The organism is Amycolatopsis thermalba (assembly GCF_003385215.1).
GTDB lineage: Bacteria > Actinomycetota > Actinomycetes > Mycobacteriales > Pseudonocardiaceae > Amycolatopsis_E > Amycolatopsis_E thermalba.
This window is the reverse complement of record NZ_PQHW01000001.1, coordinates 28,873-52,922: the sequence shown is the minus strand read 5'-3', so window position 1 is coordinate 52,922 and position 24,050 is coordinate 28,873. Positions and strand designations below refer to the sequence as shown.

Sequence of the window (24,050 nt, the reverse complement as noted above, 5' to 3'; positions counted from 1 at the left end):
CCGATGGACACCGAACACGCACACCTGCCGCTGCGCGGGATCCGCGTCCTGGAGCTGGGCAACTACATCGCCGGGCCGACCGCCGCGCGGCTGCTGGCCGACCTGGGCGCCGAGGTGATCAAGGTCGAGCGGCCCGGCCGCGGCGACGAGCTGCGCGGCTGGCGGCTCTACGCGGGCACGGTGTCCATGCTGTTCCACACCGTCAACCGCAACAAGAAGTCCATCGCGGTCGACCTGCGGACCGCGGCGGGGCGGGACATCGTGCTCGGCCTCGTGCGCCGGTGCGACGTGGTGATCGAGAACTTCCGCCCCGGCACGCTGGAGAAGTGGGGCCTGGGACCGGCCGAGCTGGAACGGGCCAACCCGGACGTCGTGCTCGCGCGCATCTCGGCGTTCGGCCAGACCGGGCCGCTGGCCGGCCGGCCCGGGTTCGCCGCGGTGGCCGAGGCGATGGGCGGACTGCGCAACCTGGTGGGGGAGGCCGACCGGCCGCCGTCGCGGGTCGGGGTGTCCATCGGGGACTCGATCGCCGGGCTGTACGCCGCGTTCGGGGTGATGGTCGAGCTGTACGAGCGCGCCGTGCTGCCGAAACGGCGGCCGCTGCGTGAGCGGGTGGTCGACGTCGCGCTGCACGAGGCGGTGTTCTCGATGATGGAGTCGCTCGTGCCGGACCACCTCGCCTACGGGGTCGAGCGGCAGCGCGTGGGCGGGCGGATGGAGGGCATCGCGCCCAGCAACGCCTACGAGTGCGGCGACGGCACCAGCGTGGTGATCGCGGGCAACGGCGACTCGATCTTCCGCCGTTGCATGCTCGCCATCGGCCGCCCCGACCTCGCCGGCGACCCTGGGCTGGCGGACAACGCGGGCCGCTGGGCGCGGCGCGACGAGCTGGACGAGGCGATCGGGGAGTGGACCCGCGGCCGCGACCGGGACGAGGTGCTGAAGGTCCTCGACGAGGCCGGGGTGCCGGCCGGCCCGATCTACACGGCCGCCGACATCTGCGCCGACGAGCAGTACCGCGCCCGGGCGATGATCCAGCCGCTGCCCGTCGACCCGGGCACGGGGGAGGAGGTGCCGATCGGGTTCCCCGGGGTCGTGCCGGTGATCGGCACCGAGTCGTTGCCGCTGCGCACCCCGGGGCCGGAGCTCGGCGAGCACACCGCGGAGATCCTGCGCCTGCTGGGCCGGAAGGAGGCCGGGAATGACTGATCTGCGGGACGTGACGTTGCGGGACGGCCTGCAGCTGACCGGGAAACCGCTGCCGACCGCACGCAAGGTCGCGGTGATCCGGGAGCTGCTGGCCGCCGGGGTGCCCAGCATCGAGATCGGTTCGATGGCGCGCCCGGACCTGGTGCCGCCGCTGGCCGACACGCTCGACGTGATCCGGTTGCTGGAACCCGGAGAGCTGGCGCGCTGCTGGGTGTGGGTCGCCACGCCGCGGCACGTCGAACGCGCCGGGGAGGCCGGTGCGGTGAACTTCCAGTACTGCCTGTCCGCATCCGATGCGCACAACCGCGCCAACCTCGGACGCTCCACCGAGGACAGTCTCGCGGCGATGCCCCGAGCGGTGTCGGCGGCGGCCGCTGCCGGTGGCTGTATCCAGCTGTGCGTCGCCACGTCGTTCACCTGCCCGTTCGACGGCGCGGTGCCGGAGGAGCGGGTGCTGGCGATCGCGCGCGACCCGCGGGCCGAGGGCGCCGGGGACATCGTGCTGTGCGACACCCTGGGACAGGCCGTGCCCGCGCAGGTGACCAGCCTGGTGGCCCGGGTGGCGGCGGAGACGCCGCCGCGCCGCATCGTCTACCACGGGCACGACACGTGGGGCCTGGGGGTGGCGAACACGCTGGCCGCCATCGCGGCCGGGGCGTCCGAAGTGGATGGTGCGCTGGGCGGGCTCGGCGGGTGCCCCTTCGCGCCCGGCGCCAGTGGGAACGCGTCCACTGAGGACCTGCTGTTCGCGGTGCGGCCGCCGTGGCTCACGCCGTCGTCGTTCGCGCGGATCGTGCGGTTGTCCGGCGATCTGCTGGACGAGCTGGGGGAGCCGAACCGGTCGCGGGCCGCGCAGGGGGCCCGCACGAGCGCGACGGCGTTCCCGTGGGCGATCGGCGAGCGGCTCAGCCCGGGTGGCGGCCGCCCAGCGCGCGGGTGATCCGTTCCGCGTGTTCGACCAGCACGTCCACCCAGTCCAGGCACTTCTCGTACGGCATGCGCATCGTCGGGCCGCTCACCACCAGCGCGCCGACCAGGTCGGCCGCCGAGTCGAACACCGGCGCGGCCAGGCCCGAGGCGCCGTCCACGCGCTCGCCGACCGTGATCGCGTAGCCCTCGGCCGCGGTCTGCTTGATCAGGCGCCGCAGCTCGTCCCGGTCGGTCACCGTGCTCTCGGTCAGCTGGGGCAGGTCCTCCCGCAGCACCTCCTCGGCCAGCCCCGGCGACCACGCCAGCAGCACGCGCCCCGGCGACCCGACCGTGATCGGCGCGATCTTGCCGACCGACATCTCCCGCCGCAGCGCGTGCCGCGTCTGCGCGACCGCGATGCACACCCGGTGGTGCCCCTCCGCGCGGAAGAAGCACGCCGTCTCGCCGGTCGCGTCGCGCAGGTCCTTCAGCACCGGGTTCACCACCGACAGCACGTCGAGGTCCTTGCCCGCCGCCGCGCCCCAGTAGGCCATCCGCACCCCGAGCCGGAACCCGTCCCCGGCGCGGTCGAGGAACCCGTGCGCGACCAGGTTCGTCACCAGCCGCTGCACCGTCGACTGCGGCAGCCCCGTCTTCTGCTGCAGCTCCCGCAGCGTGAGCGAGGGCTGGTGCAGGGTGAACGCGTCCAGGATGTCGACGATCTTGCCCAGCACGAGCAGCGGACGCGGACCGCCCTCGCCGTCCGCCCTGCGCTCGTCCGCGGTGCCCATACGCCGAAAATACGGCACCAGCATCAGATCGGCGTGCAATCGGGCCGGTCGGTCCAGTTCGTGCCGCACAGGTACAGGGTGATCGGCGCGGTGTAGCCGTAGCGGGCGCCGAGCGCGTTGTACCCGGTGACGTCCACCCGCCCGGCGACGTAGTGGTCGGTGGCGGTGCCGACCGCGGTGTCGGTGTGGCCGGCCGGTGGGGCGCCGGTGTCGTCGGCGATGCCCCAGAAACGGCCCAGGTGGTAGGCCGAGCAGAGGTTCACGTCGAGGAGGTAGGCGCCGGCGGTGCCGCACTGCGTGGCCTGCGTGCCCGGGTCGATCGGCTGACCGTGGCCCATCCCGGTGATCTGGAAGTACTCGACCGCGCCGCCGTAGATCCGGTGCGGATAGCCCGCGACCGTGTCGCTCACCTCCGGCGTCTGGTCGGTGCCCGCCAGGTTGGTCCACTGCTCGACGAGTTCGGTGGCGTTGCGCGGGGCGACGGTCGTGTCGGCGGTGCCGTGCCAGATCGACACCCGCGGGTGCGTGCCGGAGTGGTCGGCCGCGGCGCGCACCTTGTCGCCCCACTGCGCCGGGGCCTGGTCGGTCCCCGGGTTCATGCAGCTGAACGCGGTGACGGCGGAGGTCGCGCACCCGTACGGCAGCCCCGCGCCGATCCCGCCGCCGGCGAACACGTCCGGGTAGGTGGCGAGCATGACCGCGGTCATCGCGCCCCCGGCGGACAGGCCGGTGACGTAGGCCGACGAGGCACCGAGGTCGGCCTTCGTGCGGTCGACCATCTGCTTGATCGACAACGCCTCACCCGAGCCGCGGCGGGTGTCGGCCGGTTCGAACCAGTTGAAGCAGCTGCTGGCGTTGTTGGCGGAACTCTGCTGCGGGAACACCACCGAGATCCGCCACTGGTCGGCCAGTTTCATCCAGCCGGTGCCGGTGGCGTAGCCGGCCGCGTTCTGGGTGCAGCCGTGCAGCGCCACGACGACCGGGCGGCCGGCGGGCAGCCCGTCGGGGGCGTAGCGGAACATGCGCAGGTTGCCCGGGTTCGAGCCGAAGCCGGTCACCTCCGCCGGCCCGGCGGCCTGCGCCGGCGGTGCGAGGCCCAGCAAGGCCAGGACGAGCGTCAGCAGGGCGGTCAGCGCGCGGCGCATCGGCACACCTCCACGTCGAGGTCGGTTCCGGTGCCGCTGATGGTAAGAACCACGCCGTCGCGGGACCGCGTTGCCGGGCAACACAATCGGCGAGCCGGTCATGGTGCCCGTCACCACCGCGAATACCGCGGTTTCGGTGGCGCGACCGGTTCGTTCGTGCTCTGATACCGGATCATGGACGATCGGTGGCGGGTGCCCGGCTACACCGAGCTGGAGGTGCTCGGCACCGGCGGCTTCGGCCACGTCGTCCTGGCCAAGCACGAGACCTCCGGGCAGCTCGTCGCGATCAAGTACCTGCACGCGGAGTTCCTGGCCGACCCGGGAATCCTGGACGGGTTCCGCCGCGAGGCCCATCTGCTGCACGGCGTGCGCAGCCCGCACGTCGCGCGGCTGCACGAGTTCGTCGAACGCCCGGAGGGCGCCGCGCTGGTCATGGAGGCCGTTCCCGGGGTCTCGCTGCGCGTGCTGCTGGCCGCCGAGAAGACCCTGGCGCCCGAATCGGCTTTGGCCATCCTCAAGGGCTCCCTGCTGGGGCTGGCGGCCGCGCACGCCGTCGGCGTCGTGCACCGCGACTACAAGCCGGGCAACGTCCTGGTGTCGCAGGCGGGGGAGTCCAAGCTCGTGGACTTCGGACTGGCCACATTGGACGGACAGGCCGGGCTCGCCGCCGGGTCGCCCTCCTATATGGCCCCGGAACAGTGGGCGGGACTGCCGGGACTGCCCGCCACCGACGTCTACGCCGCCACCTGCGTGTTCTTCCAGTGCGTCACCGGGCACCGGCCGTTCGAGGCGGACACCACCGAGCGGTTGCGCGCGCTGCACCAGTCCGCGCCGGTGCCGCTGGCCGCGGTGCCCGAGCCGCTGCGGGCGCTCATCGCGCGCGGCATGGCCAAGGACCCCCGGCAGCGCCCGGTCACCGCCGACGCGTTCGTGGCCGAACTCGAAGCCACCGCGCGCGCCGCCTACGGCCCGGACTGGGAAAGCCGCGGGTGGAAGCGGCTCGCCGCACCCGTCGCCGCCCTGACGGCCCTCACCCCGCTCGCGCTGCTCGCGACCGCCGGAACCGCGGCCGCCCCGCTGACGGCCGCCGCGCCGGCCGGAGCGGGGATCGCGGCCACGACCATCGGCAAGGTGGTCATCGGTGTTCTGGTGACCGCGGTGCTCGCCGTCGGCGGATTCCTGGTCTACCAGCAGTTCGACGATCCGCCGCGGCAGGCCGCCCTGAGCGTGGACATCGAGACCACGGCCGGCACCGACCCCGCGCTGCCGATCACCTACGACCTGCAGTACCCGCGGGTGACCGGGCACCCCGACGCCGCCGTGCAGGAGCGGATCAACGCCGCGCTGCGGGCGCCGGCCGACGAACGCCTGCGCTCGCTGCGGGAGGGACTGTCCCGCCCGGACATCCTGCCCGACTTCCTCAGCCGCGGCGAAACCGTGGGCGTGCGGACCACCGCGGTCGTCGCCCTGCGCACCGACCGGCTGCTGTCCGTGCGCTACGACCACGCGCTCGACTCGGACTTCCTGTCCCACACCAGCTGGCGGTTCCCGGAGAGCGTCACCGTCGACCTGGCCACCGGGCGGGTCCTCGGACCGCGGGACGTCTTCCGCGAGGACGTGCTGACCGCGCAGGGCATGGCCACGCTGACCGAACGGCTGGTGGCGCGCTCGGCGCAGGGGTTCTGCCGCCGGGTCAGCGTCAGCGGGCCGGGTGCGCCCGCGTCGATCGACACCGCGGACACGCCCCGCGGCGGCGACCACGTACCGGCCGCGGACCTCGTGTTCACGCATGCCGGCGTGGATTTCCTGGTGCTGTACTCCGAACTCGGCTGTACCACCGCCGCCGGCCAGGAGACGATCACGCTCCCGTACGCGGAGATCACGGACCTGCTGCGGCCGGAGCTGCTCGCGATGCTCGGCCGCGGCGCCGGTGTCCCGTCGTCCTTCCCGGCCGCGGACGACGGCACCTACACCAACGCCCGCTTCGGGTTCACCGCGCTGGTGCCCGAGGGCTACCAGCGGCAGCCCTACACGCCGCCCGGTGGCGACGGCATGGAGTTCACCGACCCGAGCCTCGGGGCGACGATGACCGTGTGGGGAGCCAACAACACCGCCGGCCACTCCACCGCGGACGTCCTGGCCGGGGCGGCGGAGGACATCCGCGCCGAAGGCGGGCAGGTCACGGCCCAGCGCGTGGAAGGCGAGCTGTACACGATCTCCGGCTACCGCGGCGACGGCCGCATCTTCTACGAACGCGGTTTCGTCGGCCCCGGCTCGACGGCCACGCTGCGGTGGGTCTACCCGCGCGCGGCCAAGGACGCGCTCGACGGGCCGGTCAGCCGCACGGTGAAGACCTTCCGCGCCGGGGACCTCACCCGGCCGCACTGAGCCGCCGGGCGGGCCCGTCCGCGGGCGCGGTCACCGAGCCGTCCCGCGCGCGAGGATGGCCCGCGCGCGCAGGATCACCGGCCGGTCCACCATCCGGCCGTCGTGGACACCGACCGACCCGTCGGTGGCCGAGGCCAGCACCTCCTCGGCCCACCGGACCTCCGCCGCCGAGGGCGTGAAGGCGTCGTTGACGAGCGGCACCTGGCGGGGGTGGATGCACAGCTTGCCGGTGAACCCCAGCTCGGCCGCGTGGGCGAGATCGTCCCGCAGCACGGTGTCGGCGTCCAGGACCGTCGTGACCCCGTCGACCGGCGCGCCGCATCCGGCCGCGGCGGCGGCGAGGACCACCGCGGAACGCGCGTGCTGCAGCGCCGCGTGCGAGGCGGGGTCGACCCCGAGCTGGGCCGCGAGGTCGATGCTGCCGAACGCGGGCCGCACCACCGCATCGGCCCGGCACACCTCGACCGCGCTCGCGACACCCAGCGCGGTCTCGATCAGCGGGATCAGCGCGGCGCCGGACCTGCGTGCGATCGCGTCGAGCACCGCCCGGTCCTCGGCCTTGGGCACCATCACCGCGGCGGCCCGGCCCGCGACGGCGGACAGGTCGTCGCCGGACCACGGGGTGCCGGGCGCGTTGATCCGCACCACCGCCCGTTGCCCGTCGTCCAGCCAGGACCGGACGTGCTCACGGGCGTCGGCCTTGCGGTCCGGGCCGACCGCGTCCTCGAGGTCCAGCACGACCAGGTCGCACCCGGAGGCCGCGGCCTTGGCGAACCGGTCCGGCCGGTGTCCCGGCACGAACAGGAAGCTGCGGGCGCCGGCGAGCGGATCGGTCATCGCGCGCTCCGCACGGCTCCGGTCGCGGTCTGACGCCCGTGCACGTCCCGCACCGCGGTGGTGGTCTGGTCCTGCTCGGTGACCGCACCGGCGATCAGGCCCTGGTGGTCGAACAGCGGCGACACCAGCCGGTAGCCGAACTCCAGATCGCCGCCGCGGCCGGTGGCGCGGGCGGCTTCGGCCATCGCGAGAGCCTGCAGGGGGCCGTGGGTGAGCAGGCCGGGGTAGCCCTCGACGTCGCGGGCGTAGTCGCGGTCGTAGTGGATCCGGTGGGCGTTGTAGGTCAGCGCCGAGAACCGGAACAACAGGGTGGGGGACACCTCGATCGCCCGTTCGCCCGGCCCGGCCGGCACGATCGTCTCGCTGTCCGCGGCGGGCAGGCCACCCGACGTGGCCGGCCGGTACACGATGTCCTGCTGCTCGTCGACCACGATCCGGCCGCCCTGGGAGATCCGGTGCTCGACCACCACGAACGTCAACGGCCCGGACCGGCCCTGCTTGTCCCGCACCGACAGCACCCGGGTGCGCCGCGTCGCCGGCTCCCCGCACCGCAGTGCCCCGCGGGTCCGGACGCGGCCACCGGCCCACATGCGGCGGCGGCCGGGGCCCGGCGGCGCCGGGACGCAGTTGCGGACCGGGTGCCCGTCCGGGCCCAGATCGGCCTGGGCGGGGCGTTCCAGCAGGTACAGCCAGTGCCACAACAGCGGCAGGCCCTCGCCGCGGTCGAGGTCCGGCACCGGCACGTCCAGCAGCGCGCCCAGCGCCCGCGCGGGCTCCGGCAGCAGCACCTCGGTGCGCTCGACGATCTCCGACATGACCTTCCTGCTCAGATCCGGTTCCGGTTGACGAGCTGACGGGCGATCACGGTGCGCTGGATCTCGTTGGTGCCTTCCCCGACGATCATCAGGGGCGCGTCGCGGAAGTAGCGTTCGACGTCGAATTCGGTGGAGTAGCCGTAGCCGCCGTGGATGCGCACCGCGTTCAGCGCGATCTCCATCGCCGTTTCGGAGGCGAAGAGCTTGGCCATGCCGCATTCCAGGTCGGCGCGCCGGCCGGAGTCGTAGCGGCGGGCGGCGTGGTGCACCAGCTGCCGCGCCGCCTCCAGCTTCGTCGCCATGTCGGCCAGGTAGTTCCCGATCGACTGGTGCTGCCAGATCGGTTTGCCGAACGACTCCCGCTGCTGGGCGTAGCGCAGCGAATCCTCCAGCGCGGCGCGGGCCACGCCCAGGGCGCGGGAGGCGACCTGGATGCGCCCGATCTCCAGCCCGCGCATCATCTGCGCGAACCCCCGTCCCGGCACACCGCCCAGCACCGCCGAGGCGGGCACCCGCAGGTCGTCGAACGCGAGCTCGCAGCTCTCCACGCCCTTGTAGCCCAGTTTCGGCAGGTCCCGGGACACGTGGAAGCCGGGGCCCTTCTCGACGAGCAGCACGCTGATCCCGGTGTGCGGCGGGTCGGCCTCCGGGTCGGTCTTGCACAGCAGCGCGACCAGGCCGGAGCGGCGGGCGTTGGTGATCCACGTCTTGGACCCGTTGACCACGTACTCCGCGCCGTCCCGGCGCGCGGTCGTGCGCAGGGCCTGCAGGTCCGAGCCACCCCCGGGCTCGGTGAGCGCCATGGTGGCGCGCAGCTCGCCGGTCGCCATCCGCGGCAGGTAGCGGTCCTGCTGCTCGGCCGTGCCGTGGTCCAGCAGCAGCTTGGCGACCACCGTGTGGCCGCCCATCGCGCCGGCCAGGCTCATCCAGCCGCGCGCCAGCTCTTCGGTGACCGCGGCGTAGCACGGCGCCGACACCGCCGCCCCGCCCCACGGCTCGGGGATCGCCAGCCCGAAGATGCCCATCTGCTTCATCTGATCGATGAGCTTCTCCGGATAGGTGCCGGCGTGCTCCAGTTCCCGCACCACGGGCCGCACCTCGCGGCCGACCCACTCGCCGACCGCCGCGACGATCGCGGCCTCGTCCTCGGTCAGGCCGTCCATCCGGTGTCCTTCCTGGGTTGCGTCGTGGTCACTACCGCTCACCTGCCGCACGCACGCTATTCTATAGAATCTGTTCCCGGGGATAGGATGTGGCCAGTTTTCCGGCACGGAGGCGGGGGCATGGGTGCAGCGCAGGGCCGCGGGAGCAGCCCGCGGCGCACGTCGTTCGGCGGCAAGCAGCAGCTCAGCGAGAAGGTCGCCGCCTACATCCGTGAGGGCATCATGGTCGGCCAGTTCCGCGCCGGCGAGTACATCCGGACCGAACGGCTGGCCGAGGAGCTGGGGGTCAGCCCCACCCCGGTGCGGGAAGCGCTGATGCTGCTGGGCAGCGAGGGGTCGGTGCGGTGGGAGCCGCGGCGCGGGTACCGGGTGGTGCCGCTGACCACGCGGGACGTCAGCGACCTGTTCCGGGTGCAGGCGTTCATCGCGGGCGAGCTCGCCGCGCGCGCCGCCACCGAGCTGCGCGACGACGAGCTGGATCTGCTCGAGGAGACCCAGGCCAAGCTGGAGCAGGCCGAGCGGGACGGCGACTTCGAGCTCGTCGAGACGCTCAACTACCGGATCCACCGCACCATCAACAAGGCGTCGGACTCGGCGCGGCTGGCCGTCCTGCTCGGCGTCACCGTGAACTACGTGCCGCTGGGCTACTACGCCTCGATCGAGGGGTGGTCGTCGGCCTCGGCCCACGACCACAGCGCGATCTTCCAGGCCCTGCGGGCCCGCGATCCGGAGGGAGCCCGCCGGGCGATGTCGGCGCACATCGAGCACGTCGGCGGCCAGCTGGTGGACCACCTGCGCCGGCGCGAAGTGCTCAGCTGACGGTTCTCGTGGCGACGGCGACCAGGTACTCCCAGTCGCCGGCGAAGGTGCCGTCGGTGGCGAGGTTGTTGTCCTGCGCGAGGGTGACGAGGTCGGCGCGGAACGCGTCCCACCCCTCCTGGGTGAGGCGTTGCGCGGCCAGGTGCGTCGGGCCGTAGTGGGTGAGGAAGAAGTCGGTGACCCGGTCGCCCAGCAGCTCGCGCACGGTCTCCTCGGTGCCCCACCGGGTGGGCGGCAGGGCGCCGGCCGGTGGCGGCGCGTGCCGGCCGACGATCGCGAGCAGTGCGCCGATGAACCCGGACGGGGTCCAGCCGGCCAGGCCGATGGTGCCGCCCGGACGGCAGACCCGGACCAGTTCGCCGGCGGCGCGCTGGTGGTCGGCGGTGAACATGACGCCGATGGCGGACAGGACGACGTCGTACTCGCCGTCGGCGCAGGGGAGGGCTTCGGCGTCGGCTTCGCGGAAGCGCACCTCCAGCCCCTCCGCCTCCGCGCGCCGCCGGGCGACCTCGAGCAGGGCGGGCACGTAGTCGATGGCGGTGACCCGGCAGAACCGCCGCGCCGCCGCGAGCGCGACGTGCCCGGTTCCGGTGGCGACGTCCAGCACGCGCGCCCCGGGCCGCGGATCCACCGCGGCGCACAGCGTTTCCGCGAGCGGGACGGTCAGCCACGCGATGCGGCCGTAGTCGCCGCTGCTCCAGGTCTTGTGCTGCTTGGCCTTGATCTCATCGAAGGTGGTCATGGTGTTCCCTCCGCGTCGCCGCAGGCAGAGCGAGATCAGGTCATCGTCACGGAGAAGCCGGTCACGGTGAAGCGGGCCGGGACGCCGTTGGTGGAGCAGAACTCGATGCCGTAGCCGATCTGGTTCACCGTCGGGTCCGGCGGGACGTACCCCCGGCCCACCGCCCAGTCGATCATCGCCTTGATGTCGATGCTGCCGGAGAACTGGGTCGATCGCGCGACGAACGCGAGGTAGCCGTCGTCGTGCCACACGTCGTAGGTCACGCCGCCCGCGGTGTAGGTGGTGACCACGTCCCCGGCGGGCACCTGGTGGTGGTTCTCCGTCCACACCATCAGCTCGGTCGCGCCCGGCCCCTGGCCGACGCCGTTGAGCCAGATGTCGTAGGCGACGTTGTAGATCCCGGTGCCGGGCCCGCGCCCGGCGAAGGTCGAGGTGATGGTCGAGTAGTCCGACAGCGGTGCGCCGTCGAGGTCGTTGATGTCCTTGTGGACGTTCGGGTACGTCTTCACCGACGTCGTGCCGGGCTGGGTGGACTCCACGTACCAGTCGTCGTGGGAGCAGGCGTAGAGGGTCTGCGGGCCGGCCTCGGCCTGGTTCCACATGTTGTTGTGCACGTAGTAGCCGCCGACGGACCAGCCGCCGTTCGGGTCGCTGGTGGTGAACACCGGGTCGGCGCAGGTCGTGCTGGCGGCGGAGGCCGTGGTGCCGGTGGTGGTGGTCAGCAGGAGCAGGGAAGCGGCGAGCAGCACCGCCGGCCTCGTGCGTGTCATGTGCGTCTTCCCTACCTGTCGGTGGTCCCCCAGCCGACGGTCGGAAAGTAGCACGGATGACGGTGAGATCGCCGCCATGTCACCCGCGACGGTGTTCGGCCTCCAGGCGTTCGGCCTCCTCGCCGCCGATGGCCTCGCCGCGGGCCACCAGGCCGGCCACGTCCGACAGCGGGATCTGCTTGAGCACCAGCGACAACGCGAACGCGATCCCGATGAACGGCAGCAGGTACCAGAACACCGGGGCGAGCGCGTCGGCGTAGGCGGTGACGACCCCGTCGCGCACCGGCTCGGGGAGCTGGTTCAGCGCGGCCGGGTCGAGGGTCGCCGTGGTGGCCGAGGCGTCCGCGGCCGAGGCGCCGGCCGCGGTGAACACGCCGTTGAGGTTCTCCGTCAGGCGTGTGGTGAAGATCGTGCCGAACACGGCCGTGCCCAGCGCCGCGCCGACCTCGCGGAAGTAGTTGTTCGTGCTCGTCGCGGTGCCGATCATCGCGGCGGGCACCGCGTTCTGCACCACCAGCACGACCACCTGCATGATCAGCCCGAGCCCGGCGCCGAACACGAACAGGTACCCGCAGATCAGCCAGATCGGCGTGTCCGCGGCGAGCGTGGTCATCAGGACCATCGCCACGGCGGTGAGGACGGTGCCGAGGATCGGGTAGATCCGGTAGCGCCCGGTCTTGGTGATCGCCGACCCGGAGACGATCGAGGTGCCGATCAGGCCGGCCATCATCGGCAGGAGCAGCAGGCCGAGCGCGGCCGCCGAGGTGCCCGACGACATCTGCAGGAACGTCGGCACGAACCCGATCGCGGCGAACATGCCCAGGCCCAGCGCCAGCCCGATCGCGGTGGCGTTGACGAAGATGCCGTTGCGGAACAGGCTCAGCGGGATGATCGGGTCCGCGGCGCGTTTTTCCGCCACGACGAACGCCACCGCCGACACGAGCAGCCCCAGGCCCCACGCCCAGGTCTCCAGCGCCGCCCAGCCGTGGTCGGAGTCGCCCCCGAAGTCGGTGAAGAAGATCAAACACGTGGTGGCCAGCGACAGGAACACCACACCGGCCAGGTCGATCGGCTGGGTCGCCTTCTTGCTCGGCAGCGTCAGCGCGACCAGCGCGATGACGAACGCCGCGACGCCGACCGGGATGTTGATGTAGAACGCCCACTGCCAGCTGAGGTGGTCGACGAAGAACCCGCCGAGCAGCGGGCCACCGACGGCGGACAACCCGAAGACGGCGCCGAGCGGGCCCAGGTACTTGCCGCGCTCGTTGGCGGGCACGATGTCGGCGATGATCGCCTGGGACAGGATCATCAGCCCGCCGCCGCCGAAGCCCTGCAGCGCGCGGAACACCACGAACACCCAGAAGTCGGTGGCGAACGCGCAGCCGACGGAGGCGAGGGTGAACAACGCGATCGCGACGAGGAACAGCCGCCGCCGGCCCAGGACGTCGCCGAACTTGCCGTAGATCGGCATGACGATCGTGGTGGCGAGCAGGTAGGCGGTGGTGATCCACACCTGGTGCTCGACGCCGCCGAGGTCGCCCACGATCGTCGGCATCGCGGTCGCCACGATCGTCTGGTCGAGGCTGGACAGCAGCATGCCCGCGATGAGGGCGCTGAAGATGATCCAGATCCGTCTCTGCGTCAGCAGCAGCGGGGCGGGCGCGGTGGTCGTCATGACGTCCGTTCGGGGTCGGGGGACAGGAGGGTGCGCGCGGCGTCCAGCCGGCGCGTGAGGAGGTCGGCGAAGGGCGTGGTGCTGCCCTCGGACACGAATTCGCGGACGGCGGCGCCGGCCAGGGCGCCGACGACCTGCACGGCGGTCGCCGGGAGCACGTCGCCGCGCGGCAGGCCTTCCCGCCGTTCGACCAGCTCCACATCGGACTGTTCGTCGCGCAGGAGCTGCTCGAGGAACTTGGCGAGCAGCCGGGGTTCCCGTTCGACGGCGGCCTGCACCTCGCGGCAGTTCTCGACCGTCATGTCGGCGCGTGCCCAGCGCTGCGCCGTCAGCCGGGCGAGGTCGTCGAGCAGGGGGGCGGTGCCGTCGAGGAAGGCGGCCACGAGGTCCTCGTCGTCGCGGTGCGCGGACCGGCCCAGGACGGCGTCGTCCTTGGTGGCGAAGTAGTTGAAGAAGGTGCGGCGCGAGATGCCGGCGCGCTCGCACACCTCCTCGACGGTGAAGCCGGTGAGGCCCCGCTCGGCGGTGAGCCGGCGCGCCACGGTGGTCACCCGGGCGGCGGTGGCGGCCATCCGCTCGGAGCGGCCGGTAGGTGCACTATTCATGTCATAGTGCATTGTTGCACTCTCACGGTGGGAGTGCAAAGGCGGGTCTTCCCGAATGGCGGATTGCGTGGTCCGGGTTCAGTTGACGTACCGCGCCCGAACACGGGCGCACGGTGCCGAAAGGGCTCATGCCATGACCGCTGGCCTTCCCGCGTTTCCCGCCGCCGACGAACGACCGCTCGACACCTGCCTCCGCCTCCGCGAGATCGCCCCGGTGGTCCGCGCGGAGTTCCCCGGCGGCGTGCCCGCCTACCTCGCGCTCACCCACAACGCGGTCCGGGAGATCCTCGCCGGGGACAACAGGACGTTCGCGCGCGATCCGAAGCACTGGCCCGCGCTGCACGACGGGTCCATTCCGGCGGACTGGCCGCTGCGCAGCATCGTCCAGGGCGACCACCTGTCGACCAAGGACGGTGCCGACCACCGGCGGTTGCGCGGCCTGGTCGGCAAGGCGTTCACGCCGGCGCGGGTGCTCGACCTGGAGCCGCGTATCCAGCAGCTCGTCGACGAGCTGCTGGACGGGGTCGTGGCCGCGGGTGACGGGGTCGACCTCGTGCCGGCCTTCACCGAGGTGCTGCCGATGTCGGTGATCTGCGAGCTGTTCGGCGTGCCCGGGCCGGAGCGGATGCGGTTGCGGAAGTGGACCGCCACGCTGCTGGCCCACACCACCCCGGCCGGGGAGGCGTTCGCGACGCAGGAAGCCCTCATCGCCTACCTGCGGGAACTGGTGGAGCGGAAGAAGGCCGAGCCCGGCGACGACCTGACCACCAGCCTGGTCCAGGCCCGCGACGAAGGCGACGAGCTGACCACCGACGAGCTCGTCGGGGTGCTGTGGCTGATGCTCATCGCCGGGCACGAGACCACCGTGCACCTCCTCGGCAACGCCGTCATCGCGCTGTCGCAGCACCCGGGCCAGCTGGAACTGGCGAAGCGCGAACAGCGCTGGGCCGACGTCGTCGAGGAGACGATCCGGTACCGGCATTCGGTGATGATGACCAGCTTCCGCTTCACCCTCGCGGACGTGACCGTCGCGGGCGTCGACATCCCCAAGGGCAACGCGGTCGGGGTGGTCTACCAGGCGTGCGGGCTCGACCCGGAGGTGTACGGCGAGACCGCCGGGGAGTTCGACATCACCCGCGAGCAGGGCGCGAACCTGGGGTTCGGCCACGGCCCGCGGTACTGCATCGGCGCGCCGCTGGCGCGCCTGGAGAGCCGGCTGGCGCTGGCCGCGCTGTACCGGCGGCTGCCCGATCTGAGCCTGGCCGTCGATCCGGACGACATCCCGTACTCGCCGTCGTTCTTCACGATCGGCCCGCTGTCGATCCCGGTGAACCTCGGCCTGCCGGGCTGACCGGACGGGGGGCGAGGCGACTCGCCCCCCGTCCGCGGCCGTCAGTCGTTGCCGGCTTCCAGCGCCGCGTGGTCGAGCAGTTCGACGTCCTCGGCGCTGGCGCCGCGCGAGGCGATCACCTCGCCGCCGCCCTCGGTCATGGCGCCGATCAGGCCCGTCGAGGCGGCCTGGGCGGCGCCGACCAGCCCGGGCTGCTGGGTGCCGCCGGTGCCGACCATGCCCAGGCCCGCGTACTGCTCCAGGCGCGAGCGGGAGTCGGCGATGTCCAGGTTGCGCATGGTCAGCTGGCCGATGCGGTCCACCGGGCCGAACGCGGCGTCCTCGGTCCGCTCCATCGACAGCTTGTCCGGGTGGTAGCTGAACGACGGGCCGGCGGTGTCGAGGATCGAGTAGTCCTCGCCGCGCCGCAGCCGCAGCGTGACCTCGCCGGTGACGGCCGTGCCGACCCAGCGCTGCAGCGACTCGCGCAGCATGAGCGACTGCGGGTCCAGCCAGCGGCCCTCGTACATGAGGCGGCCCAGGCGGCGGCCCTCGTTGTGGTAGCTGGCGACCGTGTCCTCGTTGTGGATCGCGTTGAGCAGCCGCTCGTAGGCGGCGTGCAGCAGCGCCATGCCCGGGGCCTCGTAGATGCCGCGCGACTTGGCCTCGATGATCCGGTTCTCGATCTGGTCGGACATGCCCAGACCGTGCCGGCCGCCGATCGCGTTGGCCTCCAGCACCAGGTCCACGGCGGAGGCGAACTCCTTGCCGTTGATCCGCACCGGGCGGCCCTGCTCGAAGGCGATGGTGACGTCCTCGGCCGGGATCTCGACCTCGGGGTCCCAGAAGCGGACGCCCATGATCGGCTCGACCAGCTCGATGCCGGCGTCGAGGTGCTCCAGGGCCTTGGCCTCGTGGGTGGCGCCCCAGATGTTCGCGTCGGTCGAGTAGGCCTTCTCGGTGCTGGCGCGGTAGGGCAGGTTCCGGGCGGTCAGCCACTCCGACATCTCGGTGCGGCCGCCCAGCTCGGTGACGAAGTCGGCGTCCAGCCACGGCTTGTAGATGCGCAGGGCCGGGTTGGCGAGCAGGCCGTACCGGTAGAAGCGCTCGATGTCGTTGCCCTTGAAGGTGGAGCCGTCGCCCCAGATCTGGACGTCGTCCTCGAGCATCGCGCGCACCAGCAGCGTGCCGGTGACCGCGCGGCCCAGCGGGGTGGTGTTGAAGTAGACGCGGCCGCCGGAGCGGATGTGGAAGGCGCCGCAGGCCAGGGCGGCCAGCCCCTCCTCGACGAGCGCCTCCCGGCAGTCGACCAGCCGCGCGATCTCCGCGCCGTAGGTCTTGGCCCGGCCCGGCACGGAGGCGATGTCGGGCTCGTCGTACTGCCCGATGTCGGCCGTGTAGGCGCAGGGGACCGCCCCCTTCTCGCGCATCCACGCGACCGCTACGGACGTATCGAGGCCCCCGGAAAAGGCGATCCCGACACGTTCACCGACAGGCAGAGAGGTGAGCACCTTGGACACGAGGACAGTATATGCATGGCGATGCATGATCATGCAATCGGGTGTGGCTGGCGTCTCCGCCAGTGGCCGTCGGTGGGGTGGCGAGGCTTCTCAGGCTGCCCCTCGGCCGCCGCTGTCTCCCGGAATCCGCTGGTCGCGAGAGTTCTCTCGTCAGTCCTCCGCCGCCGCGGTGGGGATGTCGTTCGCCGCCGCCCAGGCGGCCACGTCCTGCCGCTGGATCGCCGCCGCCATCAGGTCCGGGAACTTCTCCGGCGTGCACGCGAACGCGGGGATCCCGAGCGCCGCCAGCACGGCCGCGGTGTCGTGGTCGTAGGCGGGTGCTCCGTCGTCGCTCAGGGCGAGCAGGCACACCACCTGCACGCCGTCCGCCTGGAGCGCCTGCGCGCGCTGCAGCATCTCCTCTTCGTTGCCGCCCTCGAAGAGGTCGCTGATCAGCACCAGCACCGTGTCCCGCGGGGCGTCGATCCGGGTCTGGCAGTACGCCAGCGCCGCGTTGATGTCGGTGCCGCCGCCCAGCTGGACGCCGAACAGCAGCTCCACCGGGTCGGCCACCGACTCGGTCAGATCCGCCACCGCGGTGTCGAACGCGACGACCCGCGTCCGCAGCGACCGGATCGACGCCAGCACCGCCCCGAACACGCTCGCGTACACCACCGACGATGCCATCGACCCGCTCTGGTCCAGGCACAGTACGATCTGCCTGCTCACGCTCGGCAGCCGCCGCCCGAACCCGACCAGCCGCTCCGGCACCACGGTGCGCTGCTCGGGCTGGTAGTGCTTCAGGTTGGCCAGGATCGTGCGGTTCCAGTCGATGTCGCCGTGCCGCGGCCGGCTCGTGCGGTTGGCGCGGTGCAGCGCCCCGCTCACCGCCTGCCGCGTCGGCTGCGCCAGCCGCTTCTCCAGGTCCTCGACCACCTTGCGCACCACCGCCCGCGCGGTGTCCCGCGACCGCTCCGGGATGGCCCGGTTGAGCGACAGCAGCGTGCCCACCAGGTGCACGTCGGGCTGCACCGACTCCAGCATCTCCGGCTCCAGCAGCAACTGCCGCAGCCCGAGCCGTTCCATGGCGTCGCGCTGCATCACCTGCACCACCGAGCTGGGGAAGTAGCCGCGGATGTCGCCCAGCCACCGCGCCACCCGCGGCGACGACCCGCCGAGCCCGCCCCGGCGGTCCTTCTCCTTGTCGTACAACGCCTCCAGCGTCGCGTCCCGCCGGGTGTCCACACCGGACAGCGACACGCCGGTGCCGTCGGCGTCCTGCCCGCCGAGCATCATCCGCCACCGCCGCAACCGATCGGTCATCCCAGCAGCTCCAGGATCCGCGGCACCACCAGGGCGGCCCGCTCGTGGTCCAGCGTTTCGTCCGCCGCCCGCACCCCGGACGCGCCGTCGCCGCGGTCGAGGCGTTTCACCCGCAACCCGATCTCCCGCCGCTCCGGCGCGGTGAACTCGGCGAACGTCCGGCGCAGCAACGGCAGCAGGTGGTCGAACACGTCCTCGCTCACCCCGGTGGCCCACCGGTCGACGATCTCCAGCAGCTCCGGCTCGTGCACCAGCAGCGCCGCCTCCCCGGACAGGAACCCCTCCAGCCACCCCGCGGCCTGGGTGGCGTCCGCGGCCAGCGACAGCTGCCGGGACAGCCGGTCACCGGCGTCGGACACATCGAGCAGCCCGGCGTCCAGCAGCAGCCGCACCGCGCGGCCGGCGATCACCCCGGGCACGCCGAGCCGGTCGGCGACCGTCCGCAGCGCGCCGTACCAGACCTCCCGCAGCTCCCGCTGGTCGAGCAGCCCGATCCCGCGCTGCACGCTGTCGAGCAGCTGCCGCACCTCACGCCCGGCCTCGTCGTCGAGACCCGCGCACGCGGCGGGCAGCCCGACCGCGATGCGCGTGACCACCCCGGTCAGCACCCGCTGCACCAGCTCGGTGTCGGCGCGGCGCACGTTGCCGTAGCGGCGGACGCGCGCCATCGGCTCGACCGCCGCCATCAGCCGGGTGGTGTCGTGCTGGCGCGCCGCCCGCTCGTCGAGCGCGGCGAGCGCCCCGGCCAGCGCGTCCGGCAGGTCCGCGGTCAGGGTGTCCTCGACCAGCGCGCTGAGCTCCGCGATGTCGGCCCCGGCGGTGCGCTGCGCCACCACGGCCGTCGCCGCGGATTCGATCGTGGTGCCGTGCCCGCTCGCCTCGATCAGCGCCACCGCCAGCTCCGGCCGCCACTGGAGCACCCAGGATTCGCGGAACGTGCCTTTCGTCCGGGTGGTCTCCGCCGGCTCGCCCCACCGCACGCCGAGCAGCAGGAGCCGGTGCAGCAGCTTGCTGCGTTCCAGGTGCGTGGGCGTGCGCAGGTCCAGTTCCAGCGGCTGCTCGGCCGCGCTCTGCTTGAGCCGCAACCGTTTCCGGGTCGCTTCCAGGTCCTTCGCCAGCGGCACCATGGGCGTCTCGGCGGGCACGCGGCCGAGGATGTCGCCGACCAGCAGCTCGCGGGCGACCAGCCGCATCGGGACGTCCGACCCGCCACACAGGACGGACTGGCACGCCTCCAGCACCGCGGGCAGCCCGGGGTGGGGCCGGTTGCGCAGCACGGCGAGCGCGTCGGCGAGCCGGACGGCTTCGATCACCGCGGCCGGGGACACGTCGTGCTGCTCGCGGCGCAGCAGGTGCGCCACCCGCACCAGCCACCGGCGCACCGCCTCGTCCCGGGCGGTCGTGAACAGGTGGTGGTACCAGCCGGGGGAGGCGATGCCGGCGCCGTAGCCGCTGGCCAGGGCCAGCCGCGACGACGTCCACGGCACCCAGGTCGCGGCGACCTTCGTGGTGCGCAGGCCCTTGAGCAGCCGGTTGTCGGCGGCCTGCGACGGGAACTCCGGCGGCACCAGCACCGGCGCGTGCCAGGCCCCGCACACCACCGCGATGGTCCCGGCACCGGCGCGGACGACGCCGCGCAGCACCCGCCGCATCGCGGCCTCGCGCCGTTGCGTGCGCAGGTCCGGCACGTGCCCTTCACGCAGCGCGCGCATGGCGTCGAGCAGCGCGTCGAACACCTCCAGCCCGTGGTAGCGCAGCTCGACCGCGTCCTCCCACCACCGTTCCGGGTCGTCGTACCCGGCGGCCGCGGCCAGCGTCGCGATCGGGTCGACCGGCGGTTCGGCGGCCGGGTCGTCGGCGTCCTCCAGCGCCAGCGCGACGTTCGCGGGCAGGTCGAGGAACCGCACCTGCCGGCCGTGCTCCAGCGCCCACCGCAGCGCCACCCACTCCGGGGAGAAGACCGCCATCGGGTAGAACGCGGCGGTGGCGGGCTTGTCGGCCGCGTACACCAGCCCGGCGACCGGCGGCCGCATGCCTGCCGCGGCGGCGAGCGGGGCGACCGCGTCCAGCTCCGGCGGCCCCTCGATCAGCACGACCTCCGGATCGAGCCGGCCCAGGGCGTCGGCCACCGCGCGGGCCGAACCCGGCCCGTGGTGGCGGATGCCGAGGACGTGGACGGTCACACCAGTTCCCGGCACGCGCGGTAGAGGTCGGACCACGGCTTGCGCTCGCGGACCACGGTCTCCAGGTACTCCTGCCACACGATCCGGTCCTGCACCGGGTCCTTCACGACCGCGCCGTGCAGCCCGGCCGCCACGTCGTCGGCGCGCACCACGCCGTCGCCGAAGTGCGTGGCCAGCGCGATCCCGTTGGTCATCACCGAGATCGCCTCGGCCGTGGACAGCGTGCCCGACGGCGACTTGATCCTGGTGCGGCCGTCGGTGGTGACCCCGTCGCGGAGCTCGCGGAACACCGTGACCACGCGGCGGATCTCGTCCACGGTCTCCGCCCCGGCCGGCAGCTGGAGCGACCGGCCCAGCTGCTCGACGCGCAGGCGGACGATCTCCACTTCGGACTCGGCGTCCTCCGGCAGCGGCAGCACCACGACGTTGAAGCGGCGCTTGAGCGCGGCGGACAGGTCGTTCACGCCGCGGTCGCGGTCGTTGGCCGTGGCGATCACGTTGAACCCGGCCAGCGCCTGCACCGCGCTGTCCAGCTCCGGGATCGGCAGGGTCTTCTCGCTGAGGATCGTGATCAGCGCGTCCTGCACGTCGGAGGGGATGCGGGTCAGCTCTTCGATCCGCGCGATGCCGCCGGTCTCCATCGCGCGCAGCACCGGGCTGGCGACCAGCGCCTTGGGCGAGGGGCCCTCGGCGAGCAGGCGCGCGTAGTTCCAGCCGTAGCGGATCGCCTCCTCCGCGGTGCCGGACGTGCCCTGCACGAGCTGCGTCGAGTCGCCGGAGATCGCCGCGGCCAGGTGCTCGGACAGCCACGTCTTCGCCGTGCCCGGCACGCCCAGCAGGAGCAGCGCACGGTCGGTGGCGAGCGTGGCGATCGCGACCTCGACGAGCCGCCGCGCCCCGAGGTACTTCGGCGTGACCGGCGTGCCGTCCGGGGCTTGTCCGCCCAGGACGTAGGTGGCGACCGCCCACGGCGACAGCTTCCAGTTGGGCGGCCGGGGCCGGTCGTCGTCGGCGGCGAGCGCGGCCAGCTCGCCGGCGTGCTGCTGCTCGGCGTGTGCTCTCAGCACATCCGTCATGTGAACTCCTGCAGGATGGTCGCTCGGATGGTGAGCGCGTGGGCGATGCCGCGCAGGGTGCGCGCGGCGGGGTTGCGGTCGGTGCCGAGGCTCAAGAGCCAGTTCTCGACGGCGGCGAGCGCCGCGGGGTGCAGGTGCTCGGCCATGGCGCGGGCGGCCAGCCGCAGGACGGCGTCGGCCTTGCCGGTGCGCAGCCGCCCGACGATCTCGGTGGAGAACGCCGCCGGCCACGGCCCGGGCGCGGCGGCGAGCAGCGCGCCGAAGCGGGCGTCGAGTTTCTGCCGGCCGCCCAGGATTTCGGCGGCCACCTCCGGGGTGAGCGCGGCGATCAGCTCCGGGGTGGGCTGGTGGCGGGCGAGCGCGGTGAGCCAGTCCTGGTCGCGCTGGCGCAGCGCGGCCTTCGTCCAGCCGAGGAGGACGTCGTGGTCCGCCGCGGCGATCCAGCGGGTGTCCCAGGTGGACAGTGGGGTGGCGGCGAGGATCTGGATCAGCCGGGACGCGGCGCGGCCCAGGCCGGGTTCGCGGTGGCCGGTGACGCCGTCGCGGCGGGCCGCCTCGTCGGGTTCGCCGGGCAGGTCGAAGGCGCCGCCCCGCTGGTGGAGCGCCTGGGCGCGCGCGGCCATGCGGCGGGCGCGGGCCGAGCCGGGCAGGTGGTCGAGCAGGGCGGTGGCGGCCGCGCGGACGGTGGCGGCGCGGTCGTCGAGAGCGCGTTCGAGCAGGGGTTCGTCGTCGCCGGACAGGCCGGTGCGCAGGGTGTCCAGGAACGCGGCGCGGGTGGCGGCCGGTTCGGCGGCCCAGGTTTCCCCGACCAGGTCGCGGGCGCGGGCGGGTTCGGTGGCGCGCAGATCGGTCAGCAGCGCCACCCGCTCGGCGCGGGTGCCGGTGGCGAACCGCTCGGCCACCTCGCCGGGCGGGACGGTGGCCGCCCAGCTCCACGCCGGGTTGTGCCCGGCCAGCCAGGCGCCGCGCGGGCCGATGACCTCCCGGACGAGGCCGCGGGCGGTGGCGGTGGTCGTGCCGAAGCGGAGCAGCTCGGGCAGCAGCCGGTGGGGCGGGCGGCGTCCGGCGTCGCGGGCGGCGGTGAGCCAGTCGGTGGTGAGCGGTTCGGTGCCGGCTTCCAGGCGGATGGCGCGGGTGAGCAGCAGTTCCAGCAGCTGGGCGGCGGCCGGGGTGCACTCGGGAAGGTCGCCGGGGGCGGCGGGTTCGGCTCGGGTGCCGCGCCAGGTGGGCGGGGTCCAGCCGGCGCGCCGGTAGCCGGCGGCCAGCGCCGCCGCGGCCAGGACGGCGGCCTCGGGGGTGCCGGCCGTGACGTTGCCGGCGCCGGGGATGCCGGAGGCGGCGAGGTCGAAGGGGCGGCGGCCGGTGCCGACCAGCGCCGTGCCGAGGAGGTCGTCCCAGGCGGTCACAGGGCCACCAGCCGGTCGCCGGCCTGCACGCTCAGCGGGTGCAGGCGCTCGTCGATCCACTCGCCGAACACCGGGGCCGGGTGGCCGCCGGTCAGGGCGAGCAGCTGCCACACGTCGGTGTCCGGGGCCAGGGTCAGCGCGGTGCCGCTCGCGTCGACGAGCAGCGGCGGTTCGCCGGGGACCACGGTCATCCCGGCCAGGGCGAGCGGAATGCGGCGCAGCCACGGGTTTCCGGCCAGCCATCGGGCGGCCTGCGCGAGGGCGGTGCGGACGTCGGTGGCGTGGGGGAGGCCGGAGCCGGGGGTGATCTTGTGCTCGTCGCCGGTGAGCAGGGCGCGGCGGGGCGAGCCGCCGGGGTAGCGGGCGATCTCGCCGTCCACGACGGACCCCAGCACGTGCGCGACCTTGAGCGCCTGACCGGCGGCGGCGAAGTCGAGCAGCACCACGGTCTCGCCGGTGCGCTCGCCGTGGAGCCAGGTGCGCTGGGACAGCAGGCGCTCGTCCTCCTCCTGGCTCAGGCCGACGACCCACCACCGGTCGGTGACGCGGTCGCCGATCTCGTCGCGGCGGCGGGCCCAGCCCAGGACCGTGCGCAGGTCGCCGAGCGCGGCATCGTCCAGTTCGGCCCGGCGCCGCCACGCGCGGACCGCGAGGTACCAGCGGCCGAGCTCGCCGAGCAGGTGCTGGGCCCAGTCGGCGCGGGCGTGGATGTCGGCCCCGGCGGTGCGAACCCGGTCGGCGAGGCCGGGCAGCTGGGCGTCGACCAGGCGGGCGGCGGCGGTGTCCCAGAAGCCGGGCGGCTGGCGGCGGGCGGTGGCCAGGCCCTGGCGGACGAGGTCGTGCAGCCACAGCTCGAAGTCGTCGAGGCCGGCCGACATGAGCGACTCCCGCTCGGCGAGCCGTCTGGTCTGCGCTTCGGGGTCGGGTTTGGTGGGTTCCTTGCGGGGCGTGGCCGGGGCGACCCAGTCGGCCGGTCCGGTGTCCTCGGCGACGGATCCGTCGCCGGCGGCCCACATGAGCAGCAGTGCCAGGCCGTGCTTGCAGGGGAACTTGCGGCTCGGGCAGGTGCAGCGGAAGGAGGGCTCGGTGAGGTCGACGGTCACCTGGTAGGGGGCGCGGGCGCTGCCCTGGCACTTGCCCCAGACGAGTGAGCTGGTGCTGCCGAGGTCCGACCAGGTGCGCGGATGGGCCAGCCCGCGGGCGGCGCGCGCGGAGCCGGCGTCCGGGGCCAGCGCCAGCACCCGAGCCACCGTCCACCGCGCACCCACGCGGCCAGCCTATCCGCCGTGGCGGGGCCGCGGCCTGCTGGTTCACCGGGTGCCCACCTCCGGTGGGGAGTGCCTGGCCGGGTTCGGCCGGGCACGG

General features: G+C 73.4%; 20 protein-coding genes. 5 read left to right on the top strand and 15 right to left on the bottom strand.

Annotated elements, in window-relative coordinates; genetic code table 11:
* Positions 1-3 precede the first annotated feature (3 nt).
* Both D0D15_RS00225 and D0D15_RS00220 read left to right on the top strand, forming a co-directional pair.
* Complete coding sequence (locus D0D15_RS00225; protein WP_094002794.1) at positions 4-1,209, top strand: CaiB/BaiF CoA transferase family protein; 1,206 nt, start codon at positions 4-6, stop codon at positions 1,207-1,209.
* Complete coding sequence (locus D0D15_RS00220; protein ID WP_094002795.1) at positions 1,202-2,149, top strand: beta/alpha barrel domain-containing protein; 948 nt, start codon at positions 1,202-1,204, stop codon at positions 2,147-2,149. The genes D0D15_RS00225 and D0D15_RS00220 overlap by 8 nt, the downstream gene beginning before the upstream one ends.
* On the opposite strand, the gene D0D15_RS00215 is transcribed toward D0D15_RS00220, so the two are convergent.
* On the bottom strand, positions 2,115-2,909 hold the full coding sequence (locus tag D0D15_RS00215; protein WP_115944129.1) for an IclR family transcriptional regulator: 795 nt from the start codon (positions 2,907-2,909) through the stop codon (positions 2,115-2,117). The genes D0D15_RS00220 and D0D15_RS00215 overlap by 35 nt on opposite strands.
* Before the next feature lie 23 nt (positions 2,910-2,932).
* Entirely contained in the window at positions 2,933-4,054 is a 1,122-nt protein-coding gene (locus D0D15_RS00210) for an extracellular catalytic domain type 1 short-chain-length polyhydroxyalkanoate depolymerase (RefSeq protein WP_115944128.1), read from the bottom strand.
* A gap of 174 nt (positions 4,055-4,228) precedes the next feature.
* On the opposite strand from D0D15_RS00210, the gene D0D15_RS00205 reads away from it, so the two are divergent.
* The gene (locus D0D15_RS00205; protein WP_094002798.1) at positions 4,229-6,442 is read left to right on the top strand and encodes a serine/threonine-protein kinase; all 2,214 of its coding nucleotides are present in this window, start codon (positions 4,229-4,231) and stop codon (positions 6,440-6,442) included.
* Positions 6,443-6,472: 30 nt separating this feature from the next.
* Here the strand turns inward: D0D15_RS00205 and D0D15_RS00200 are convergent, their stop codons facing one another.
* The 3 genes from D0D15_RS00200 to D0D15_RS00190 are packed head-to-tail and all read right to left on the bottom strand — an operon-like array spanning position 6,473 to position 9,257.
* Positions 6,473-7,279, bottom strand: coding sequence for an HpcH/HpaI aldolase/citrate lyase family protein (locus D0D15_RS00200; RefSeq protein WP_094002799.1), 807 nt, complete (start codon positions 7,277-7,279; stop codon positions 6,473-6,475).
* A complete protein-coding gene (locus tag D0D15_RS00195) occupies positions 7,276-8,094 on the bottom strand; it encodes an HTD2 family dehydratase (protein WP_094002800.1) in 819 nt (272 codons plus the stop codon). Before D0D15_RS00195 ends, D0D15_RS00200 begins: the two co-directional genes overlap by 4 nt.
* Positions 8,095-8,105: 11 nt before the next feature.
* Positions 8,106-9,257 (bottom strand): acyl-CoA dehydrogenase family protein, encoded by a 1,152-nt coding sequence (locus D0D15_RS00190; RefSeq protein ID WP_094002801.1) that lies wholly within the window; start codon positions 9,255-9,257, stop codon positions 8,106-8,108.
* 120 nt (positions 9,258-9,377) lie between these two features.
* Between D0D15_RS00190 and D0D15_RS00185 the strand changes: the two genes are divergently transcribed.
* Positions 9,378-10,076, top strand: coding sequence for a GntR family transcriptional regulator (locus D0D15_RS00185; RefSeq protein ID WP_094002802.1), 699 nt, complete (start codon positions 9,378-9,380; stop codon positions 10,074-10,076).
* Here the strand turns inward: D0D15_RS00185 and D0D15_RS00180 are convergent.
* From D0D15_RS00180 to D0D15_RS00165, 4 genes are all read right to left on the bottom strand, one after another.
* Positions 10,069-10,818 carry a class I SAM-dependent methyltransferase gene (locus D0D15_RS00180; protein WP_094002803.1) on the bottom strand — a complete coding sequence of 250 codons (750 nt, stop codon included), beginning with the start codon at positions 10,816-10,818 and terminating at the stop codon, positions 10,069-10,071. The two genes, D0D15_RS00185 and D0D15_RS00180, sit on opposite strands and share 8 nt — an antisense overlap.
* 35 nt (positions 10,819-10,853) lie before the next feature.
* Complete coding sequence (locus D0D15_RS00175) at positions 10,854-11,588, bottom strand: GH12 family glycosyl hydrolase domain-containing protein (RefSeq protein ID WP_094002804.1); 735 nt, start codon at positions 11,586-11,588, stop codon at positions 10,854-10,856.
* A 79-nt stretch (positions 11,589-11,667) separates the two neighbouring features.
* Positions 11,668-13,263 (bottom strand): MDR family MFS transporter, encoded by a 1,596-nt coding sequence (locus D0D15_RS00170; RefSeq protein WP_115944127.1) that lies wholly within the window; start codon positions 13,261-13,263, stop codon positions 11,668-11,670.
* Positions 13,260-13,868, bottom strand: a complete 609-nt coding sequence (locus tag D0D15_RS00165; RefSeq protein ID WP_244214916.1) for a TetR/AcrR family transcriptional regulator — start codon at positions 13,866-13,868, stop codon at positions 13,260-13,262. The genes D0D15_RS00170 and D0D15_RS00165 overlap by 4 nt, the downstream gene beginning before the upstream one ends.
* A 133-nt stretch (positions 13,869-14,001) precedes the next feature.
* On the opposite strand from D0D15_RS00165, the gene D0D15_RS00160 reads away from it, so the two are divergent.
* Entirely contained in the window at positions 14,002-15,219 is a 1,218-nt protein-coding gene (locus D0D15_RS00160) for a cytochrome P450 family protein (protein ID WP_094002807.1), read from the top strand.
* Positions 15,220-15,260: 41 nt separating this feature from the next.
* On the opposite strand, the gene argG is transcribed toward D0D15_RS00160, so the two are convergent.
* The 6 genes from argG to D0D15_RS00130 all read right to left on the bottom strand — a co-directional run bounded on the left by argG (position 15,261) and on the right by D0D15_RS00130 (position 23,953).
* A complete protein-coding gene (gene argG / locus D0D15_RS00155) occupies positions 15,261-16,718 on the bottom strand; it encodes an argininosuccinate synthase (RefSeq protein ID WP_094002808.1) in 1,458 nt (485 codons plus the stop codon).
* A gap of 150 nt (positions 16,719-16,868) precedes the next feature.
* On the bottom strand, positions 16,869-18,020 hold the full coding sequence (locus D0D15_RS00150; RefSeq protein ID WP_115944125.1) for a VWA domain-containing protein: 1,152 nt from the start codon (positions 18,018-18,020) through the stop codon (positions 16,869-16,871).
* Positions 18,017-20,203, bottom strand: a complete 2,187-nt coding sequence (locus D0D15_RS00145) for a DUF5682 family protein (protein ID WP_115944124.1) — start codon at positions 20,201-20,203, stop codon at positions 18,017-18,019. Before D0D15_RS00145 ends, D0D15_RS00150 begins: the two co-directional genes overlap by 4 nt.
* The gene (locus D0D15_RS00140; protein WP_115944123.1) at positions 20,200-21,279 is read right to left on the bottom strand and encodes an ATP-binding protein; all 1,080 of its coding nucleotides are present in this window, start codon (positions 21,277-21,279) and stop codon (positions 20,200-20,202) included. Before D0D15_RS00140 ends, D0D15_RS00145 begins: the two co-directional genes overlap by 4 nt.
* Positions 21,276-22,685 carry a DUF5691 domain-containing protein gene (locus D0D15_RS00135; RefSeq protein ID WP_115944122.1) on the bottom strand — a complete coding sequence of 470 codons (1,410 nt, stop codon included), beginning with the start codon at positions 22,683-22,685 and terminating at the stop codon, positions 21,276-21,278. The genes D0D15_RS00140 and D0D15_RS00135 overlap by 4 nt, the downstream gene beginning before the upstream one ends.
* A complete protein-coding gene (locus tag D0D15_RS00130; RefSeq protein WP_233156994.1) occupies positions 22,682-23,953 on the bottom strand; it encodes an SWIM zinc finger family protein in 1,272 nt (423 codons plus the stop codon). Before D0D15_RS00130 ends, D0D15_RS00135 begins: the two co-directional genes overlap by 4 nt.
* Positions 23,954-24,050: the final 97 nt, after the last annotated feature.

Bases quoted from the DNA above. Each gene is read 5' to 3' on its own strand.
- D0D15_RS00225 (WP_094002794.1), top strand. From the start codon at position 4: ATGGACACCGAACACGCACACCTGCCGCTGCGCGGGATCCGCGTCCTG.
- D0D15_RS00220 (WP_094002795.1), top strand. From the start codon at position 1,202: ATGACTGATCTGCGGGACGTGACGTTGCGGGACGGCCTGCAGCTGACC.
- D0D15_RS00215 (WP_115944129.1), bottom strand. From the start codon at position 2,909: ATGGGCACCGCGGACGAGCGCAGGGCGGACGGCGAGGGCGGTCCGCGT.
- D0D15_RS00210 (WP_115944128.1), bottom strand. From the start codon at position 4,054: ATGCGCCGCGCGCTGACCGCCCTGCTGACGCTCGTCCTGGCCTTGCTG.
- D0D15_RS00205 (WP_094002798.1), top strand. From the start codon at position 4,229: ATGGACGATCGGTGGCGGGTGCCCGGCTACACCGAGCTGGAGGTGCTC.
- D0D15_RS00200 (WP_094002799.1), bottom strand. From the start codon at position 7,279: ATGACCGATCCGCTCGCCGGCGCCCGCAGCTTCCTGTTCGTGCCGGGA.
- D0D15_RS00195 (WP_094002800.1), bottom strand. From the start codon at position 8,094: ATGTCGGAGATCGTCGAGCGCACCGAGGTGCTGCTGCCGGAGCCCGCG.
- D0D15_RS00190 (WP_094002801.1), bottom strand. From the start codon at position 9,257: ATGGACGGCCTGACCGAGGACGAGGCCGCGATCGTCGCGGCGGTCGGC.
- D0D15_RS00185 (WP_094002802.1), top strand. From the start codon at position 9,378: ATGGGTGCAGCGCAGGGCCGCGGGAGCAGCCCGCGGCGCACGTCGTTC.
- D0D15_RS00180 (WP_094002803.1), bottom strand. From the start codon at position 10,818: ATGACCACCTTCGATGAGATCAAGGCCAAGCAGCACAAGACCTGGAGC.
- D0D15_RS00175 (WP_094002804.1), bottom strand. From the start codon at position 11,588: ATGACACGCACGAGGCCGGCGGTGCTGCTCGCCGCTTCCCTGCTCCTG.
- D0D15_RS00170 (WP_115944127.1), bottom strand. From the start codon at position 13,263: ATGACGACCACCGCGCCCGCCCCGCTGCTGCTGACGCAGAGACGGATC.
- D0D15_RS00165 (WP_244214916.1), bottom strand. From the start codon at position 13,868: ATGAATAGTGCACCTACCGGCCGCTCCGAGCGGATGGCCGCCACCGCC.
- D0D15_RS00160 (WP_094002807.1), top strand. From the start codon at position 14,002: ATGACCGCTGGCCTTCCCGCGTTTCCCGCCGCCGACGAACGACCGCTC.
- D0D15_RS00150 (WP_115944125.1), bottom strand. From the start codon at position 18,020: ATGACCGATCGGTTGCGGCGGTGGCGGATGATGCTCGGCGGGCAGGAC.
- D0D15_RS00140 (WP_115944123.1), bottom strand. From the start codon at position 21,279: ATGACGGATGTGCTGAGAGCACACGCCGAGCAGCAGCACGCCGGCGAG.